The sequence below is a fragment of the Rahnella sp. P4_A8 genome (assembly GCF_056402435.1).
The window spans coordinates 109,123-128,161 of record NZ_JBFUHK010000004.1; the positions used below are offsets into that span (position 1 = coordinate 109,123).

The following is a 19,039-nucleotide window of genomic DNA, read 5'->3' on the forward strand; positions in this document are numbered from 1 at the left end:
TTCATGCTTGCACAACCTACAGTAATCGATATCAACGAAACCAACCTGCACCAGACGCTGGAACAATCCATGTCTGTGCCGGTGATGTTCTATTTCTGGTCTGAACGCAGCCAGCATTGTCTGCAACTGGGGCCGATCCTCGACAAACTGGCTGCGGAATACGCCGGTCAGCTGATCCTGGCGAAAGTGGACTGCGACACCGAGCAGATGATTGCTCAGCAGTTTGGTCTGCGTTCAATCCCGGCGGTGTACCTGTTTAAAGACGGTCAGCCTGTCGATGGTTTCCAGGGGCCGCAGCCGGAAGAAGTCATCCGTGAACTGCTGCAAAAAGTGTTGCCGAAAGAAGAAGAGCTGAAACTGGCTCAGGCGCAGGAACTGTTGCAGGCGGGCAACGTGGCGGAAGCCCTGCCGTTGCTGAAAGATGCCTGGCAGCTGAGCAATTACCGCAGTGATATCGGCCTGCTGCTGGCGGAAACGCAAATTCATCTGAACCGCTCCGACGACGCTGAAGCCGTACTGGCGACCATCCCGTTACAGGATAAAGACTCCCGTTATCAGGGATTGATCGCGCAGATCGAGTTGCTGAAACAGGCCGCTGACACGCCGGAAATTCAGCTGCTGCAACAGGAACTCCAGCAGGATCCTGAAAACGCCGAGCTGGTGGTGAAACTCAGCCTGCAACTGCATCAGGTCGGGCGTAACGAAGAAGCGCTGGAACTGCTGATGGCACCGCTGAAGAAAGACTTAGGGGCGGCGAACGGTGCGGCACGTAAAACGCTGATGGATATTATGGCAGCACTCGGCACCGGCGATGCGCTGGCCGCCAAATACCGCCGCCAGTTATATTCCCTGCTCTATTGATTCATCCGGTTTCACCGTAAACGCCCTGCGCACGTCACTTCTCCGGACGTGCGTTTTTTTTAGCATTTCCCCCGTCTTTTATCCTCTGAACTATCCTTTTATTAATACGATGACTTAACGATTTGTGCGACAATTGAACACGCGCCTGACCGGTCGGTGAGTGCGCCAGGGACATGTTTTTATTCGATTATTCCCCCGTGGATAGTCAGAACACAGTTTTACAGGAGTTTCATACTATGTTTGACCTTATTCCCATCCCTATCCTTATTCTGATCGTACTGGCGCTGCTGATGGTGTACGCCGGGATCAAGATCGTGCCCCAGGGCTACCAGTGGACCGTCGAACGTTTTGGCCGCTATACCAAAACCCTGATGCCGGGGCTGAACCTGGTGGTGCCGTTTGTTGACCGCATCGGCCGCAAAATCAATATGATGGAACAGGTGCTGGACATTCCTTCTCAGGAAGTGATTTCCCGCGATAACGCCAATGTTGCCATCGATGCCGTGTGTTTTATTCAGGTGATTGATCCGGCGCGCGCCGCCTATGAAGTCAGCAATCTGGAGCAGGCGATCGTTAACCTGACGATGACCAACTTCCGTACCGTTCTCGGCTCGATGGAACTGGACGAAATGTTGTCACAACGCGACAACATCAACGCACGTTTGCTGCATATCGTCGATGAAGCCACCAATCCGTGGGGCGTGAAAATCACCCGTATCGAGATCCGCGATGTGCGCCCACCGGCTGAACTGATTTCCGCCATGAACGCGCAGATGAAAGCCGAACGTACAAAGCGTGCCGATATTCTGGAAGCTGAAGGCGTGCGTCAGTCCGCAATTTTGCGTGCTGAAGGTGAAAAACAGTCACAAATCCTGAAAGCCGAAGGTGAGCGTCAGTCAGCATTCCTGCAGGCAGAAGCGCGTGAACGTGCGGCGGAAGCGGAAGCGCAGGCAACCAAAATGGTGTCCGAGGCGATTGCGGCCGGTGATGTGCGGGCGATTAACTACTTCGTGGCACAAAAATATACCGATGCCCTGACGAAAATCGGTTCTGCCAATAACAGCAAAATCATCATGATGCCGCTGGATGCCACCAGCCTGATGGGCTCCATTGGCGGGATTGCTGAGTTGCTGAAAGAAACCAAAGGCGGCAAATAATGCTGCATGATTTCATGGCAAATCCGCACGTATTCTGGCTGTCTCTGGGTGGCCTGTTGCTGGCGGCTGAGCTGGTCGGTGCGAGTGGTTACTTGCTGTGGAGCGGCGTGGCAGCGGCCCTGGTGGGTGCTGTCACCTGGATCCTGCCGTTGCCGTGGGAATGGCAGGGCACGGCGTTCGCGCTGCTGACCATTCTGGCGGCGTGGTTGTGGTGGAAGTGGCTGAACCAGCGGGTGGATAAATCTTCCGGCAATGCCGCACTCAATCAGCGAGGCCAGCAATTAGTGGGCACTTACGCTACGGTGCTGGAACCGGTAACTAACCAGTTCACACGGGTACAAATCGGTGACAGCAGCTGGCGCGCGATCTGCAGCTCCCCTCTGAACGTCGGGGACAAAGTCGTTATCACCGGCGTGGAAGGGGCGACGCTGCGCGTAGAACCCGATGCGCGTTAATGTTTGTTATGACAGCAGCCGCTGAGATTATCGATGATCGGGCAATCCGCACCCTCGTCGCCGGGGCAGGATTCCGCCAGCGTCAGTAAGCGCTCACGCATCACTTTCAGTTCTTCAATGTGCCGCGCAATTTCGGCGGCCTTTTCTAATGTCCGCGCTTTTACGTCAGCACTGTGCCTGTCAGGATTGTGGAATAATGCCACCAGCTCCTGACACTCTTCCAGCGTAAAACCAACCTGCCGCGCCTGGCGCAACAACGTCAGTTCTTCGATATGTTTTTGTGCATAGCTGCGGTAGCCGTTTTCACTGCGAGCCGGTGCGGTGACCAGCCCTTTCTCTTCATAAAAACGAATCGCTTTGCTGGTCAGCCCGGTTTTTTTCGCCACATCACTGATGTTCATTTTGCCTCCTTGACCTTACCCTTGCTGGAAGGTTTATGCTCTATAACTAGTGAAATTTGACAATCAGGTCAAGGCAAAAAGGAAATTCATCATGACGACTACCGTATTATCCCTGCAAGGCTTGTCCTGCGGGCACTGTGTCGCTTCAACGCGGAAAGCGCTGGAAGCGGTTGAAGGCACCACCTCTGTAGAAGTCTCTCTGGATAAAGCCATCGTCAAAGGCGATGCCAGCAGCCAGAGCCTGATCGACGCCGTAGTGAACGCCGGCTACGACGCGCAGGTTGCAGGAGATACATCCCCAAAATCTGAGCCGCTGACCGATAAGGCGAGTGTTTTGCCGGAACCCCTGTCAGCGGCTGCGTCACCTGTTCCGGCTGAGACTCACGCCCCGCAAGCCGCTGATGACAGCGTGCAATTATTGCTCAGCGGCATGAGCTGCGCCAGTTGTGTCAGTAAAGTGCAACGGGCGCTGGAAGGCGTGAATGGTGTCGAGCAGGCACGGGTCAATCTGGCGGAACGCAGTGCGCTGGTCAGCGGCAAAGCTGATCAAAACGCACTGATTGCCGCCGTTGAACGTGCCGGTTATGGCGCTGAAATTATTATCGACGAAACCGAACGCCGTGAGCGCCAGCAACAAACCTCACGCAAAAGCATGATCCGCTTTAGCTGGCAGGCAGCGCTCGGCCTGGCTGCCGGTATCCCGATGATGTTATGGGGATTGCTCGGCGGCGAAATGATGGTCACCGCCGGTAATCAGACCGGCTGGCTGATTATCGGCCTGCTGACATTGCTGATTATGATTGTCGCTGGCGGGCATTTTTACCGCAGTGCATGGAAAAACCTGATGCACGGCAGCGCGAATATGGACACGCTGGTGTCACTCGGTACCGGCGCAGCGTGGATTTTCTCCTTCGCTGTCAGCCTGTGGCCGGACGCGTTCCCGATGCAGGCGCGCCATCTTTACTATGAAGCCAGCGTGATGATTATTGGCCTGATTAATCTGGGTCACGCGCTGGAACAACGCGGACGTCAGCGTTCATCAAAAGCACTCGAACGCTTGCTGGACCTGACCCCACCGACCGCACGCGTTGTCACCGCAGAAGGCGAAAAAACCCTGCCGCTGGCTGAAATACAGCAAGGCATGACGCTGCGGCTCACCACCGGTGATCGTGTGCCGGTTGACGGTGAAATTCAAAGCGGCGAAGCCTGGATGGATGAAGCTATGCTGACCGGCGAACCCATCCCACAGCAGAAATCCCAGGGTGAAAAAGTGCATGCGGGGACGCTGGTCAAAGACGGCAGCGTGCTGTTCCGCGCTGACGCTATCGGCAGCCAGACGACCCTTTCGCGGATCATCAAACTGGTGCGCGAAGCCCAGAGCAGCAAGCCTGAAATCGGTAAGCTGGCAGATAAAATATCTTCTGTCTTCGTGCCCGCCGTAGTGCTGATTGCTTTGTTCAGTGGCGCAATCTGGTACTTCTTTGGTCCGCAGCCACAACTGATGTATACGCTGGTGATCGTCACTACCGTGCTGATTATCGCCTGTCCTTGTGCGCTGGGATTAGCGACGCCGATGTCGGTTACCGCGGGCGTCGGCCGTGCGGCGGAATTCGGCGTACTGGTGCGTGATGCCGATGCGCTGCAAAAAGCCAGTACCCTCACCACGCTGGTATTTGATAAAACCGGGACGCTGACGGAAGGCCAGCCGAAAGTGACGGATACATACACCTTTGGCGGTATCCGTGAACAGCAGGCGCTGCGCTTTGCCGCCGCGCTGGAAAAAGGCTCGCACCACCCGCTGGCGCAGGCGATTGTTGAAAAAGCTGGCGGGCTGGACATTCCTGACGTGCTGAATTTCCGTACCCTTGGCGGTCTGGGTTTACGCGGCGATGTTGACGGTACGGCGTTATTACTGGGTAATCAGGCGCTGATGCAGGAAAATGGCGTGGATACCGTGGATGCCAACACTCTGCTGGAAAGCATGGCAGGCGAAGGCGCGACGCCGGTATTGCTGGCGGCAAACGGACAACTGGCGGCGCTGTTCGCACTGCGTGACCCATTACGTGAAGACAGCGTCAGCGCCTTACAACGTCTGCATCAGCTTGGGTATCAGCTGGTGATGCTGACCGGCGACAATCCGCGTACCGCTCAGGCAATTGCCGCACAAGCAGGAATCGATAAAGTGATTGCCGGTGTGCGTCCCGAAGGCAAAGCCGATGCCATTAAAGCGTTGCAGGACAAAGGCCAGCAGGTCGCCATGATCGGCGACGGCATTAATGATGCCCCGGCACTGGCGCAGGCCGATGTCGGGATTGCGATGGGCGGAGGCAGCGATGTGGCGATCGAAACAGCGGCCATTACCCTGATGCGTCCGAGTCTGCACGGTGTCGCCGATGCGCTGGCGATGTCTCAGGCGACGCTGCGTAACATGAAGCAGAACCTGCTGGGCGCTTTTATCTATAACGTGATTGGCATTCCCGTTGCGGCTGGTGTGCTTTATCCGCTGACCGGTACCTTGCTCAGCCCGGTCGTGGCAGGTGCAGCGATGGCACTGTCATCCATTACCGTCGTCGCTAACGCAAATCGCCTGTTGCACTTTAAGCCGAAAAAACAAGACGTTTCCCCTGTTCGCTAAAACGATGACGCGTTAGCATGGTCTCTCATTTTTCGGGAGACCATGCACTATGGCGCATTTTTTCAACCGGGTATTAAGCGGGTTCCGCAAGTTGTTTCCCGTCGAGTATTCTTATCCCGCCATTGATATTCAGCTTCCCGGCAACCGCTCCCTGCATCTGGTCGGCAGCATTCATATGGGCACGCAGGACATGCACCCCCTGCCCGCCCCCCTGTTGCGCCGCCTGCAAAAAACCGATGCACTGATTGTCGAAGCCGATATCAGCGGCACGGAATCTCCCTTCAGCATGACCGGCGAATTTCCGCCACTGGCCGAACGTCTGCCCGAATCCCAGTATCTGCACGTCGAACGTTTATGCGAAGAACTGGGCGTATCCATGTGGACGCTCAATCCGCTGCCCTCGTGGCAGGTGGCACTGATGTTGCAGGCCACGCAGGCGCAGCGCCTCGGGTTGCGCGGAAATTACGGCATTGATTATCAGCTGTTGCAGACCGCCAAAAAGCAGGGGACGAAAATCATCGAGCTGGAAGGTCCGCAGGAACAGTTCGAATTATTGCAGCAGTTGCCAGATGGCGGACTCACGCTGCTGGAAGATACCCTGACGCACTGGCACACCAATGCCCGCTTGCTGCAAACCATGATCAGCTGGTGGCTGGATACCAAACCGGGGCTGGCGACCGAGCAATTGCCTAACACTTTCAGCAGCGATTTGTACGATATCCTGATGAATCAGCGAAACATTCGCTGGAAACAACTGTTGCTGGATCTCCCGGCGGGAAACTATGTGGTCGCAGTAGGTGCGCTGCATTTGTATGGCGAAGGGAATCTGCCGGAATTACTCGCAAAGAAGAGATAGCCTGAAGGATGACGGAGATTAAAAAAATGGCCGATATTTCTATCGGCCAGTCAAAGAGGAATTTCATTTTATTAGTTATAGCTTCAGTGTCAGCCTTTACAGGCGCAACACCGGCTGGCACAGGGTAGCAATCTGTGTTGGGTCTTGGCAATAACCATTCATTGCTCTACTATTTCTCCTTCGCTTATTAAGTGCACTTTATTGTTTAATTTCATCAGATTGAACAGGTGATGAAATTTCGAACAACAACATAAAATAAAACAGAGGAGACAGGCTATGACCCCTGCCGTATTACTCCTGGAAAAGAATAAAGTCAGCTTCACCCTTCATCCGTATGAACACAGCAGCGATGAAACCAATTTTGGCGATGAAGCCGTAAAAAAACTCGGTCTGGACGCCCGTCAGGTTTATAAAACCCTGCTGGTTTCGTTGAATGGTGATGCTAAAAATCTGGCCGTGGCGGTCACGCCGGTGGCATCCCAACTGGACTTAAAAAAAGTCGCGAAAGCGCTGGGGGCGAAAAAAGCCGATATGGCGGATCCTATGATTGCACAACGCGTTACCGGTTATCTGGTCGGTGGCATCAGTCCGCTCGGACAGAAAAAGCTGCTGCCCACGGTGATCGACAGCCCGGCGCAGACGTTCAATACCATTTATGTTTCAGGCGGTAAACGCGGCCTTGATATTGAACTGGCGGCAGGCGATCTTTGTCGCTTACTGAAAGGTCAGTTTGCTGAGATCGCGAAAATCAGCTGACAGGCCGGTACTCTGCACCTCTACAATAAGAAGGCCTCCTCTGCTATGACAGACACGACGTCAACGCCAGCCAGCCCGCAGAAAGACGCAGTCAAAAAGACTGCGTTTTCTATTCTGGCGGCGATCAGCGTTTCTCACCTGCTTAATGACATGATCCAGTCGCTGATACTGGCGATTTATCCGTTGCTGCAAAACGAGTTTTCCCTGAGCTTCACACAGATCGGGCTGATCACGCTGACGTATCAGATCACCGCATCACTGTTGCAGCCGCTGATCGGCTATTACACCGACAAACATCCGCAACCCTATTCTTTGCCGGTCGGCATGGGCTTTACGCTCTCCGGGCTGCTGCTGCTGGCTGTGGCGCAGAGTTTCCCTGTCGTGCTGCTGGCGGCGGCGCTGGTCGGGACGGGTTCTTCGGTTTTCCACCCTGAGTCTTCGCGCGTGGCACGCATGGCTTCCGGCGGTCGTCACGGGCTGGCGCAATCGCTGTTCCAGGTGGGCGGTAATTTCGGCGCTTCCCTCGGCCCGCTGCTGGCTGCACTGATTATTGCGCCTTACGGTAAAGGCAATGTTGCGTGGTTCTCACTGGCTGCGCTGCTCGGCATTGTGGTGTTACTGCAAATCAGTAAATGGTATCGCCAGCAAAACCTGATCGCCAAAACGCGCGGGCCGGTGAAAAGTCATGTGACCCTGTTGCCACGTAAAACGGTGGCGATGTCACTGGGTATTTTGCTGATCCTGATATTTTCCAAGTACTTCTACCTGACCAGCCTGAGCAGCTATTACACCTTTTACCTGATCCATAAATTTGGTGTATCGGTGCAAAGCGCACAAATCCATCTGTTTGTTTTTCTGTTTGCAGTGGCTGCGGGCACCATTATCGGCGGGCCGGTGGGTGATAAGATTGGGCGAAAATACGTCATTTGGGCTTCAATTCTCGGCGTCGCGCCATTTACACTACTTTTGCCGCACGCCAGTCTGATGTGGACCAGCGTGCTTAGCGTGATTATCGGCGTGATCCTCGCCTCGGCATTCTCAGCCATTCTGGTGTTCGCGCAGGAGCTGATGCCGGGCAAAGTCGGCATGGTTTCCGGCCTGTTCTTCGGTCTGGCCTTTGGCATGGGCGGGCTGGGGGCTGCGGTGCTCGGCTATGTGGCCGATAAAACCAGTATCGAACTGGTGTATCAGATTTGTGCCTTCCTGCCGTTGCTCGGGATCCTGACAGCATTCCTGCCAAATATAGAACGCAAATAGCCTTTAACCTTTCCTTCCCGGCTGCCGATAGTTAAATATCGGCAGCGTCTGAACCCTTATTCCCTTGATATCTGCCTGATAAAACCCATTTAAATCCCGCGTTGGAATTTTTTTTATCGTCTGCTGATGATTTTAAATAAAAAAGGCCAAAATTCCCCAACGTGAAAACGATTTTTACCATAAACTTAGAAACAATCAGCAACATATTTGCTTTATGCATAACCAGAAGGAGTCTGAATGCATCATTCTACGCCTCTCATCACTACCATCGTTGGCGGTCTGGTCTTAGCGTTCCTGTTAGGAATGCTCGCCAACCGCCTGCGAATTTCTCCTCTGGTTGGCTATCTCGCTGCTGGCGTGCTGGCCGGTCCGTTTACACCGGGCTTCGTTGCAGACACTTCACTGGCACCGGAGCTGGCAGAAATCGGCGTCATCCTGCTGATGTTTGGCGTAGGTTTGCATTTTTCTCTGAAAGATTTACTCGCCGTAAAGTCGATAGCCATTCCCGGCGCTGTAGCGCAAATCGCGGTTGCAACACTGCTTGGAATGGGATTATCAAGCCTGATGGGCTGGGATCTGGCCACCGGACTGGTGTTCGGGCTGTGTCTGTCCACCGCCAGTACCGTGGTGTTGCTGCGGGCGCTGGAAGAACGGCAACTGATTGAAAGCCAGCGCGGGCAAATCGCCATCGGCTGGCTGATTGTTGAAGACCTGGTGATGGTGCTGACGCTGGTTCTGCTGCCTGCGTTCAGCGGCATGCTGGAAAGCCATCACTCCAGCCCGGTAGAACTGCTCACCGGGCTTGCCGTGACGATTGGTAAAGTGATCGCGTTTATGGTGCTGATGATGGTGGTGGGCCGCCGTGTAGTGCCGTGGATCCTCGCCAAAACCGCCAGCACCGGTTCACGTGAACTGTTTACGCTGTCAGTTCTGGCACTGGCGCTGGGCATCGCTTACGGCGCCGTGGAATTCTTTGATGTGTCGTTCGCGCTGGGCGCGTTCTTCGCCGGTATGGTGCTCAATGAATCCGAACTCAGCCAGCGTGCGGCGCACGACACGTTACCGCTGCGCGATGCCTTCGCGGTGCTGTTCTTCGTCTCGGTTGGCATGTTATTCGACCCGATGATTCTGGTGCGTGAACCGCTGACCGTGATCGCCACGCTGGCGATTATCGTGTTCGGTAAATCCATTGCCGCGTTCCTGCTGGTGAAGATGTTCGGGCATTCCAAACGCACCGCGCTGACGATTTCCGTCAGTCTGGCGCAGATCGGCGAATTCGCCTTTATTCTCGCCGGTCTGGGGATTTCGCTGGGACTGCTGTCTGAACATGGCCGTAATCTGGTGCTGGCGGGGGCAATTCTGTCGATTATGTTTAACCCGCTGCTGTTCACGCTGCTGGAAAAATATCTGGCGAAAACGGAAACCATCGAAGACCAGAGCGTTGAAGAAGCGGTTGAAGACGAGAAGCAAATCCCGTTCGATTTGTGCAATCACGCACTGCTGGTGGGTTACGGACGCGTCGGCAGTCTGCTCGGCGAGAAACTTCAGGCTGCGGGGATCCCGCTGGTGGTGATTGAAAATTCGCGTCCGCGTGTCGAGGCGCTGCGTGACCAGGGCATTAGTACGGTGCTGGGCAATGCCGCCAATCAGGAAGTGATGGATCTGGCGCGTCTCGACTGCGCCCGCTGGCTGCTGGTGACCATTCCCAACGGTTATGAAGCCGGTGAAATCGTCGCATCAGCCCGCGTCAAGCGGCCAAATATCGAAATTATCGCCCGTGCGCATTATGACGATGAAGTCACCTATATCCTGGAACGCGGTGCGGATCGCGTGGTGATGGGCGAGCGGGAAATCGCCAACAGCATGCTGGATATGCTGCAAATCGATATTATGACCGAAGACGAAAAGCGTCCGTTTTGCCCGATCTGATCATCTGTTAGTGATTAAAAAAATAAGGGCGCAGTTCATCACTGCGCCTGTTTAAGTGGCTTTATAAAAAATGGCTTCTATCTCAACGCCCTTCTGATTTTCATCAAAATGTTGACAGCCGCCTGACTCCCTAGCGCTCCCAGTAACTCTCTTCCAGGCTGTCTTCACGTTCCGGCAGGCCACGCGTCAGACGCGGAGAATGCTGGTTCAGCACCTGATAGCTGACGCGGTTGGCGTATTTACACACCTGCGCCAGCGAGGAATAGGTCAGATACTCGCGGGAATGTTTGCTGGAATTCGGCACAGAAGTCCGGTGGAAACCGTTGGCGGCGATATCATGCAGCAGCGCCGATAATGCCCCGTCCCCCGCTCCGTTGGTGTTCATGATTTTCTCCGGCCCGCCCATATACGGCGCGATGTGGGAATAAATCTTCAACGGTTGCTGACAACAGTCACGACGCATCGCGCGGCTGAATTCGTACTGATTGAATTCGGCAATCGTCCCCGGCAGCAGCGGATGCTGGGTGGTGCGTTTGAATTCGTCTTCGGTATAACTCGCCATAAACAGGCCGTTCGGCCCGGCGGTACACAACACCAGATCGACCCAGTCCAGCGCCTTATCCGCCGCCATCAGCGGATCTTTCAGGCCAGTCAGCGCAAAACCTTCATCTTCGTTCATCGCCAGAATCGACACGTTATCACGGATGAAATCACGCCATGCCTGCGGATCTTCGGCGATAACGTATTGTGTGCCCAATGTTAAGACCACCGGCACATGGTACTTCTTCGCGTACTCAATCGCCTGCATGGTAGCTTCCGGCATCGGTTCGCCCGGCTTGCTGCGCAGCAAATACGAGGTCAGTAACAGCGCGGAGGCTCCTGCTATCACATCTTCCGGCACATTTTCCGCACGCAGACCGTTCATTTTGCCCGGACTGATGGCAAAGGTGCGCTCGCCGGTATCGCTGATCAGCGTAAAGCAACGACCTATCGCGCCATCCACGCCCTGCAGGAAGTTAAGATCTACGCGGCTGGAGGTGTTGCAAAGATAACGGTAAGCATAATCGCCAATTTTAACGTTATTACACATCACGCCGAGCAGCACCGAACGGTCATCGGCCAGCACGGAATAGTTGTGCAGTGTGTTACCGACCGTGCCGCCCGCAAACTGGTGCGTGATCAGGGCGTTGCTCATCAGTTCCTGATACAGCGTTTCCGACATCTCATCATCAAGAATATTGGATTCACCGGGCGTCAGCCCGTAGCGGGCAACAAAATTCTCATCAACACGCGCTTCGATATCGACCATCGTCTGGTCAATGCCGGCGATGTACGAGGCACCGGCTTCTGACTCCGGCTGCATTGCCTGCAACATAGAATCACGCAATAAAGGGTCGCGTGCGCTGACCGGAAAATAGTGTTTGGACTTACGTTTACCAGGAAATTTCATGCATTATTCTCGGGAGATTCAAAAAACTCAGGCTTCAGTCAGAAGTGCTGAGTGACCAGCTGTTGCAGCAAATCAATATGTTCCGGCTGGTCGTTTAAGGCGTCAATATATTCGAAGCGCTCGCCGCCTGCATGAATAAAAATCTCGCGGTTCTCGCCTTTGATTTCCTCCAGTGTCTCCAGACAGTCTGCCGCAAAGCCCGGGCAGAGGATCTGAACATGCTTAACTCCCTGATCCGGAAGGCCTTTCAGCGTTTCATCGGTGTAAGGCGTCAGCCATGGTTCGCGACCAAAGCGGGACTGGAAGGTCAGCATAATTTTGCCCGCAGGCAGTTGCAGCGCATCGGTCAGCGCCTGCACTGTATCCCGGCAACGCTGTTCGTAGTCATCACCCTGCGCGACGAAACGCTTTGGAATGCCGTGGAAGGACAACACCAGGCGGTCCGGTTCGCCATGCTGAGCGAACGAACGTTCGATGCTGGCTTTCAGCGCGGAAATATAAGCCGGATGCGTGGCGTAATCACGGATAAAGCTCATTGAAGGCAGGCGACGCTGCGATTTCAGCACACGCGCCACGCCGTCAAATACCGCGGCGCTGGTTGAGCAAGAGTATTGCGGATACAGCGGCAGCACCACCATTTTGGTCACGCCCTGCGCCAGCAGTTTTTCAATCGGTTCTTTCATGCCCGGCTTGCCGTAACTCATCGCCAGTTCAACCGGCGTACCCGGCAGGCGTTCTGCCAGCGCTTTCTGCTGACGACGGCTGTAAACCATCAGCGGTGAGCCCTCTTCCATCCACACGGCTTTATACAGTTTGGACACGCGCGGGGAACGCAGCGGCAGGATCACCAAATTCAGGATCGGCCACCACAGCCAGCGGGGGGTATCAACCACACGGATATCACTCAAAAATTCAGCCAGATATTTTCTAACGGCCTGCGGGGTCGGAGCTTCCGGCGTCCCGAGGTTGACCAGGAGAACACCGAATTTGGTCTGCGTCATGCTGAATTTCCTAAATTGAAGGCACTGAAGCCAGTGCGAAAAGTTATGGGCGCCACCGTTTATTTGTGCTGCGGCAAAGAGGCGCAGGTCATTGTAACGAAAACAAAGACGATGGGAACAACGGCAGAAACTATCAATGCGAATTGTTATTATTAATCCCCGTCACGCTCGCTTGCCGCCGCTCGAATTATTTTGGGTATTGGAAATGGAGTCCCTAAAAAAACAAACGGGGCGACCGTAGTCACCCCGTGATAGTGCGCAGAACAGACGATCAGCTCAGAATAGCAGCCAGTTCGTCACGCACTGCAGAGACCTGTTGTGTACCGTCAATTTTGACGTACCTGGTATTGCCCGCTTCAGCTTCTTTGCTGTAGTAGGACACCAGCGGCTCAGTCAGCTCATGGTATTCCACCAGACGTTTACGCACGGTTTCTTCCTGATCATCTTTACGGGTGATCAGTTCTTCGCCGGTGACATCGTCTTTACCTTCCACTTTAGGTGGATTGTAATGGATGTGGTACACGCGGCCAGAGCCAGGGTGTACGCGACGACCTACGATGCGATCGACGATCAGYTCGTCAGGCACGTCGAATTCCAGCACGTAATCCACTTTGATGCCCGCGTCTTTCATGGCATCAGCCTGCGGAATGGTACGAGGGAAACCGTCTAACAGGAAACCGTTGCGGCAATCTTCCTGCTGAATACGTTCTTTCACCAGTGCGATAACCAGTTCGTCGGTTACCAGTTTACCGGCATCCATAATCTCTTTTGCTTTCTTGCCGAGTTCACTTCCGGCCTTCACAGCGGCGCGCAACATATCACCGGTAGAAATTTGCGGAATACCAAATTTCTCCATGATGAATTGAGCCTGAGTACCCTTACCTGCGCCCGGAGCGCCCAGCAGAATGATACGCATTGCGTAAATCCCCTTGCATGTAATTTTTATGAATCTCGAAAAACGGTCAACCATACCATTCTGAGCACTTTTGCTCAAGGAACAAGCCCTGCTGAAATTGGGGTTAAGCCTGCGCCATCCGTCGTTCCACCCGCCAGTTTGCGGGACCACGACCAGCGAGAACATCACGCTACCGGCATGATTGCTGAACTTTACTCACAGGCTTTCAGGGAATGGAAACGGGAAGAAGCAAAGCAATAAAAAAGGGTGTCGCTTTCACGACACCCTTTTCGTTTTACGCCAGCTGATTACGCCTGTAACAGCGTATTCATGCGACGGATGAACAGGTTTGGATCTTCCAGCGTGCCGCGTTCTGCGAACAGCGCCTGATCCAGCAGCAGCTCAATCCACTCGCTGAACTGATCTTCATCAGCCACATCAGAAGCACGTTTCACCAGCGCGTGTTCCGGGTTCAGCTCAAAGATGTATTTCACTTCCGGCGCATCCTGACCGGCAGCGGCAAACAGTTTTGCCATCTGCGTGGTCATTTCGTCGGCACCGGTGGTAACGATGGCTGGCGTGTCAGTCAGACGGTGCGTCAGACGCACTTCTTTCACACGATCGCCCAGCAGCGTTTTCACGCGCTCAACGAACGGCTCCAGCGCTTTTTCGGCTTCTTTCTGCTCTTCGCTTTCGTCAGCCAGTTTGTCCAGTGTGTCGTCGGCCTTGCTGACGGACTGGAAGACTTTGCCATCAAACTCAGTCAGATAGCTCATCATCCATTCGTCGATACGGTCAGACAGCAACAGGACTTCAATGCCTTTTTTGCGGAACAATTCCAGATGCGGGCTGCTCTTCGCGGCCGCATAGCTGTCGGCAGTGATGTAATAAATTTTGTCCTGGCCTTCAACCATCGACGCTACATACTCTTCCAGCGACAACGTCTGCTCGCTGCTGTCGTTGCGGGTGCTGGCGAAACGCAGCAGTTTGGCGATCGCTTCTTTGTTCGCACCGTCTTCTGCCGGACCTTCTTTCAATACCAGACCAAACTGTTTCCAGAATTGCAGGTATTTTTCGTTGTCGTCTTTCGCCAGTTTTTCCAGCATTTGCAGAACACGTTTGGTCAGCGCACTGCGCAGGTTCTGGGTGATGCGGCTGTCCTGCAGAATTTCACGGGACACGTTCAGCGGCAGATCGTTGGAATCTATCAGACCACGAACAAAACGCAGGTAGTTCGGCATGAACTGCTCGGCTTCGTCCATGATAAACACGCGCTGCACATACAGTTTCAGGCCGTGTTTATGGTCGCGGTTCCACATATCCCACGGTGCCTGTGAAGGGATGTACAGCAGGCTGGTGTATTCCTGCTTACCTTCAACGCGGTTGTGGCTCCAGCTCAGCGGATCGCTGAAATCATGGGAAATGTGTTTGTAGAATTCTTTATATTCGTCGTCGGTGACTTCCGCTTTACCGCGGGTCCACAGGGCCTGTGCCTTGTTGATTTGTTCCCAGGTGACGGTGTCGTCTTCTTCGTTACGGGTTTCGACTTCAACCGGCAACGCAATATGGTCGGAATATTTACTGATGATGGAGCGCACGCGCCAGTCATCCAGGAATTCGTCCTGATCTTCGCGCAAATGCAGGGTAATTTCAGTCCCGCGATCGGCTTTCTCGATATCCGCCAGGGTGTACTCGCCTTCACCGGCAGATTCCCAGAATACGCCTTCGTCAGCGCTGGCACCGGCTGCGCGGGTGCGCACGGTGACTTTGTCTGCCACGATAAAGGCAGAGTAGAAGCCCACACCAAACTGACCAATCAACTGGCTGTCTTTCGCCTGCTCGGAACCGACAGATTGCAGGAACGCTTTGGTGCCGGATTTGGCGATGGTACCGAGGTTATCGATAACTTCGTCACGGCTCATGCCGATACCGTTATCACTCAGCGTCAGGGTGCGTTTTTCTTTATCAAATGCCAGACGGACATGCAGCTCGCCATCACCTTCATAAAGTTCAGGCGCAGACAATGCGCGGAAACGCAGTTTATCAGCGGCATCTGAGGCGTTGGAAATCAGCTCGCGCAGGAAAATTTCTTTGTTTGAATACAGGGAATGGATCATCAGATGAAGCAGTTGTTTTACTTCAGACTGGAATCCGCGTGTCTCTTGTCCTTTCATACTCATCAAATTACCTCAATCCAGATACTGTTATTGACCAAATCAGACGTTGAGGAATAAGTGGGGTTACGTGTCAGGCTTTTCAAGCACAGGGAGAAAATTTTAAGAAGAAATGCAGAGGGATAGCTGAATAAAACGGGGCGCAGAGAACCGCGCCCGCATAACAGTCAGAACCGAAAGGGATGGCGTCCGGCAAGGGAATGCGACAGCGTGGTGCCGTCGACCATATCCAGTTCGCCTCCGACTGGCACACCGTGCGCAATGCGGCTCGCCAGTACGCCATACTGGCCGCACATTTCAGCGATGTAGTTGGCGGTCGCTTCACCTTCAACCGTCGGGTTAGTCGCCAGGATCACTTCCTGAATATTTTCACTTTCAAGACGCTCTTCCAGACGGCCTAAACCGATGTCGTCCGGCCCGATGCCATCGAGTGGTGACAGGTGTCCCATCAGCACAAAATAGCGACCAGAGAACTGACCGGTTTGTTCTATCGCATGAATGTCCGCCGGGCTTTCCACCACACAAACCTGACCGTTTTCTTTACGCCGTGGATTGGCGCAAATCGTACAGACTTCCTGCTCGGTGAAGGTACGGCAATCGGCACAATGGCCGATCTCAGACATGGCACGCGTTAAAGACTGCGCCAGCCGCATTCCGCCGCTGCGATCACGTTGCAGCAACTGGAATGCCATACGTTGCGCGGACTTCGGGCCGACGCCCGGCAGGCAACGCAACGCCTCCATTAAAGATTCAAGGAGAGGGCTGGTTTGCATCAGAATGGCATCTTGAAGCCTGGTGGCAATTGCATGCCGCCAGATACGGCTGCCATTTTTTCTTTCTGAGTTTCATCGATACGACGTGCAGCATCGTTGAACGCCGCAGCGATCAGATCTTCCAGCATGTCTTTATCGTCTTCCAGCAGGCTTGGATCGATTTCAACGCGACGCACGTTGTGCGCACCGTTGATGGTGATTTTCACCAGGCCAGCGCCTGACTCACCGGTCACTTCCAGCTGAGCGATTTCCGCCTGAGCCTGTTGCATTTTTTCCTGCATTTGCTGGGCCTGTTTCATCAGGTTACCAATGCCGCCTTTTCCAAACATAGTCTTCTCTCTCAGCAATGGCCGCGTCACAATCGCGGCGTTTAAATTGGGCGAATACTTTCTTCATCCAGCTCAGCGTCGAAGAAACGGCGCAAAGTCTGAATGTTGTTATCCGCAATAATAGACTGACGCGCCTGCGCCAGTTTTTCTTCATAAATGGCCTGTCGCCATTCCAGCGGCGTCTTCACCGCCAGATTATCATCTTCCAGCACGGTCAGTTCAACCGGCGTCTGATGCAATGCCGATAAAGCATCCGTCAGCACTTTCTGCGCGGACGGCGAATTCAGGTGCTTTTGCGAGGAACGCAGGTGCAGGCAGATTTTGCCTGGTTCCGGCTGCTCACGATACGCATTCAGCGCCAGTTGCTGCACCAGTTTCGGAATGGTCATCCGGCTGATCTCAGCCGCCCATTCATCACGTTCAATCGCTTCTTCCGCCAGGCGGGAAGCCAGTTCCGGCGATTTTTCATGTTCCAGCGCGGTGCGCAGCGCTTTCGGTGTCGCCACCGGTTCCGGTGCGACTTCCGGTTCCATCATCGCTTTCCAGCGATACGCTTCTTCTTTTATCGGCGCGGCAGGTTCTTTCTTCACAGCCAATGTCTGCGCACGCTCAGTCACCGAAGCGAGACGCTCCAGTGCTGAGGTTGCCGGCCGCGCTTTTCCTGGCGCTGCCGGCTCAGCTTTTTTTGGGGTGGTACTCCCCTGCCTGAGCAATTGTGTTCGTGCCTGTAAAAGTTGCGCGGTGGAATCCGGCATTGACGCCGGTTCTGCATTTCCCTGCGGCGCAGGCGCATTATCGTTTTGTTGCGGCGGTGCGTTACGCGGTGCCGCCGGTTGTGATGGAGCCTGCGGCGCCACATAAGCTGGGGCTGCGACTGGCTGGGGAGCCGGTTCAGCAATAATCACTTTCGGATGGAAGGCCAGCGCGCGCAGCAGCGTCATTTCAACACCCATACGTTTGTCCGGCGCATAGGCCAGCTCTTTGCGGCCAATCAGTAAGGTCTGATAATAAAGCTGTACGTCCGCAGGCGGAATGACACGCGCCAGTTCGCGCAGGCGTTGTTCAATCGCCGCGTAATGATTATCGAGAACCGACGGTAACAACTGAACCATTGCAATGCGGTGCAGCAACGCCAGCGTTTCCACCAGCAAATTTTCCCAGTCCACGCCACGGGACGCGGCCTGTTCGACCTGCGCCATCATCTGTCCGCCATCGGCGCTGACCAGYGCTTCCAGCATTGCCAGCGGTTGTTCGTCATCCAGTGTACCGAGCATTTGTGCCACGGTTTCGGTCGTCACCGCGCCCTGCCCCATCGCGATCGCCTGATCGGTCAGGCTCAGCGCATCACGCATACTGCCGTCGGCAGCGCGCGAAAGCAGCTGTAAAGCGCGCGGTTCCGTGGCGATGGTTTCCTGGGTTAATACATGTTCGAGCTGTTTACGGATCTGTTCAGCGTCCAGCGCTTTGAGATGGAACTGCAAACAACGCGATAAAATGGTGACCGGCAGTTTTTGCGGATCCGTCGTTGCCAGCAGGAATTTGACGTGTGCGGGCGGCTCTTCCAGCGTTTTCAACAGCGCATTAAAACTGTGACGCGAGAGCATGTGCACTTCGTCAATCAGGTAAACTTTGAAGCGGCCCCGCGCCGGTGCATATTGCACGTTATCCAGCAGCTCGCGGGTGTCTTCGACTTTGGTACGGGAAGCGGCATCGATTTCAATCAGATCGACAAAACGGCCCTGCTCGATCTCGCGGCAGTTATCACACACGCCACAAGGGGTGGAGGTAATGCCAGTTTCGCAGTTAAGGCCTTTCGCCAGCAGACGGGCGATGGTGGTTTTCCCTACGCCACGGGTACCGGAAAACAGGTAGGCGTGATGGATGCGCCCGAGCGACAAGCCATTGGCCAGCGCGGTCAGCACATGTTCCTGTCCGACGACGTCGGCAAAAGTTTGGGGGCGCCACTTACGGGCAAGAACCTGATAGCTCATTAATACTTCATCGTTGATTTATAATGAATAATTTGACGATACACGAAAAAACATCGTTTAACCCGTCTTTCTGCGCTGGTCTGCGAAACGGAGACTGAAGACTCAGCATAATGATGCCG

General features: G+C 54.4%; 16 protein-coding genes and 1 other annotated feature. Of the genes, 8 read left to right on the forward strand and 8 right to left on the reverse strand.

Annotation, left to right across the window (positions count from 1 at the left end):
- Positions 1-3 precede the first annotated feature (3 nt).
- The 3 genes from AC1DUO_RS03840 to AC1DUO_RS03850 all read left to right on the forward strand — a co-directional run bounded on the left by AC1DUO_RS03840 (position 4) and on the right by AC1DUO_RS03850 (position 2,473).
- The gene (locus tag AC1DUO_RS03840) at positions 4-861 is read left to right on the forward strand and encodes a co-chaperone YbbN (RefSeq protein ID WP_095925005.1); all 858 of its coding nucleotides are present in this window, start codon (positions 4-6) and stop codon (positions 859-861) included.
- Between the two features lie 236 nt (positions 862-1,097).
- The gene (locus AC1DUO_RS03845) at positions 1,098-2,018 is read left to right on the forward strand and encodes an SPFH domain-containing protein (protein WP_037036893.1); all 921 of its coding nucleotides are present in this window, start codon (positions 1,098-1,100) and stop codon (positions 2,016-2,018) included.
- Positions 2,018-2,473: an NfeD family protein gene (locus AC1DUO_RS03850; RefSeq protein ID WP_119261878.1), complete on the forward strand. Its 456-nt coding sequence runs from the start codon at positions 2,018-2,020 to the stop codon at positions 2,471-2,473. Before AC1DUO_RS03845 ends, AC1DUO_RS03850 begins: the two co-directional genes overlap by 1 nt.
- On the opposite strand, the gene cueR is transcribed toward AC1DUO_RS03850, so the two are convergent.
- On the reverse strand, positions 2,470-2,874 hold the full coding sequence (gene cueR / locus AC1DUO_RS03855) for a Cu(I)-responsive transcriptional regulator (RefSeq protein WP_013576588.1): 405 nt from the start codon (positions 2,872-2,874) through the stop codon (positions 2,470-2,472). The genes AC1DUO_RS03850 and cueR overlap by 4 nt on opposite strands.
- A gap of 91 nt (positions 2,875-2,965) precedes the next feature.
- Here cueR and copA point away from each other — a divergent pair, with 91 nt between their 5' ends.
- The 5 genes from copA to ybaL all read left to right on the forward strand — a co-directional run bounded on the left by copA (position 2,966) and on the right by ybaL (position 10,307).
- Complete coding sequence (gene copA, locus AC1DUO_RS03860; RefSeq protein ID WP_013576589.1) at positions 2,966-5,509, forward strand: copper-exporting P-type ATPase CopA; 2,544 nt, start codon at positions 2,966-2,968, stop codon at positions 5,507-5,509.
- Between the two features lie 49 nt (positions 5,510-5,558).
- On the forward strand, positions 5,559-6,365 hold the full coding sequence (locus AC1DUO_RS03865; protein ID WP_119261879.1) for a TraB/GumN family protein: 807 nt from the start codon (positions 5,559-5,561) through the stop codon (positions 6,363-6,365).
- 276 nt (positions 6,366-6,641) lie between these two features.
- Positions 6,642-7,121, forward strand: a complete 480-nt coding sequence (gene ybaK / locus AC1DUO_RS03870) for a Cys-tRNA(Pro)/Cys-tRNA(Cys) deacylase YbaK (RefSeq protein ID WP_013576591.1) — start codon at positions 6,642-6,644, stop codon at positions 7,119-7,121.
- A gap of 45 nt (positions 7,122-7,166) precedes the next feature.
- A complete protein-coding gene (locus AC1DUO_RS03875) occupies positions 7,167-8,378 on the forward strand; it encodes an MFS transporter (RefSeq protein ID WP_037036886.1) in 1,212 nt (403 codons plus the stop codon).
- 237 nt (positions 8,379-8,615) lie between these two features.
- Positions 8,616-10,307, forward strand: a complete 1,692-nt coding sequence (gene ybaL, locus AC1DUO_RS03880; protein WP_119261880.1) for a YbaL family putative K(+) efflux transporter — start codon at positions 8,616-8,618, stop codon at positions 10,305-10,307.
- A 130-nt stretch (positions 10,308-10,437) separates the two neighbouring features.
- On the opposite strand, the gene AC1DUO_RS03885 is transcribed toward ybaL, so the two are convergent.
- The 7 genes from AC1DUO_RS03885 to dnaX form a co-directional block, all read right to left on the reverse strand.
- Complete coding sequence (locus AC1DUO_RS03885) at positions 10,438-11,757, reverse strand: inosine/guanosine kinase (RefSeq protein WP_037036883.1); 1,320 nt, start codon at positions 11,755-11,757, stop codon at positions 10,438-10,440.
- A gap of 38 nt (positions 11,758-11,795) precedes the next feature.
- Positions 11,796-12,758 carry a ferrochelatase gene (hemH, locus tag AC1DUO_RS03890; RefSeq protein ID WP_119261881.1) on the reverse strand — a complete coding sequence of 321 codons (963 nt, stop codon included), beginning with the start codon at positions 12,756-12,758 and terminating at the stop codon, positions 11,796-11,798.
- A gap of 271 nt (positions 12,759-13,029) precedes the next feature.
- Positions 13,030-13,674 carry an adenylate kinase gene (adk, locus tag AC1DUO_RS03895; protein ID WP_013576596.1) on the reverse strand — a complete coding sequence of 215 codons (645 nt, stop codon included), beginning with the start codon at positions 13,672-13,674 and terminating at the stop codon, positions 13,030-13,032.
- Positions 13,675-13,961: 287 nt separating this feature from the next.
- Entirely contained in the window at positions 13,962-15,827 is a 1,866-nt protein-coding gene (gene htpG / locus AC1DUO_RS03900; RefSeq protein ID WP_037037477.1) for a molecular chaperone HtpG, read from the reverse strand.
- Between the two features lie 167 nt (positions 15,828-15,994).
- Positions 15,995-16,600, reverse strand: a complete 606-nt coding sequence (gene recR / locus AC1DUO_RS03905; protein ID WP_112197396.1) for a recombination mediator RecR — start codon at positions 16,598-16,600, stop codon at positions 15,995-15,997.
- A complete protein-coding gene (locus AC1DUO_RS03910; protein WP_013576599.1) occupies positions 16,600-16,929 on the reverse strand; it encodes a YbaB/EbfC family nucleoid-associated protein in 330 nt (109 codons plus the stop codon). The genes recR and AC1DUO_RS03910 overlap by 1 nt, the downstream gene beginning before the upstream one ends.
- Before the next feature lie 41 nt (positions 16,930-16,970).
- Positions 16,971-18,920 (reverse strand): DNA polymerase III subunit gamma/tau, encoded by a 1,950-nt coding sequence (dnaX, locus tag AC1DUO_RS03915; RefSeq protein ID WP_119261882.1) that lies wholly within the window; start codon positions 18,918-18,920, stop codon positions 16,971-16,973.
- Positions 17,571-17,635 (reverse strand) — a sequence feature (DnaX frameshifting element). It overlaps the preceding gene by 65 nt.
- Positions 18,921-19,039 lie beyond the last annotated feature (119 nt).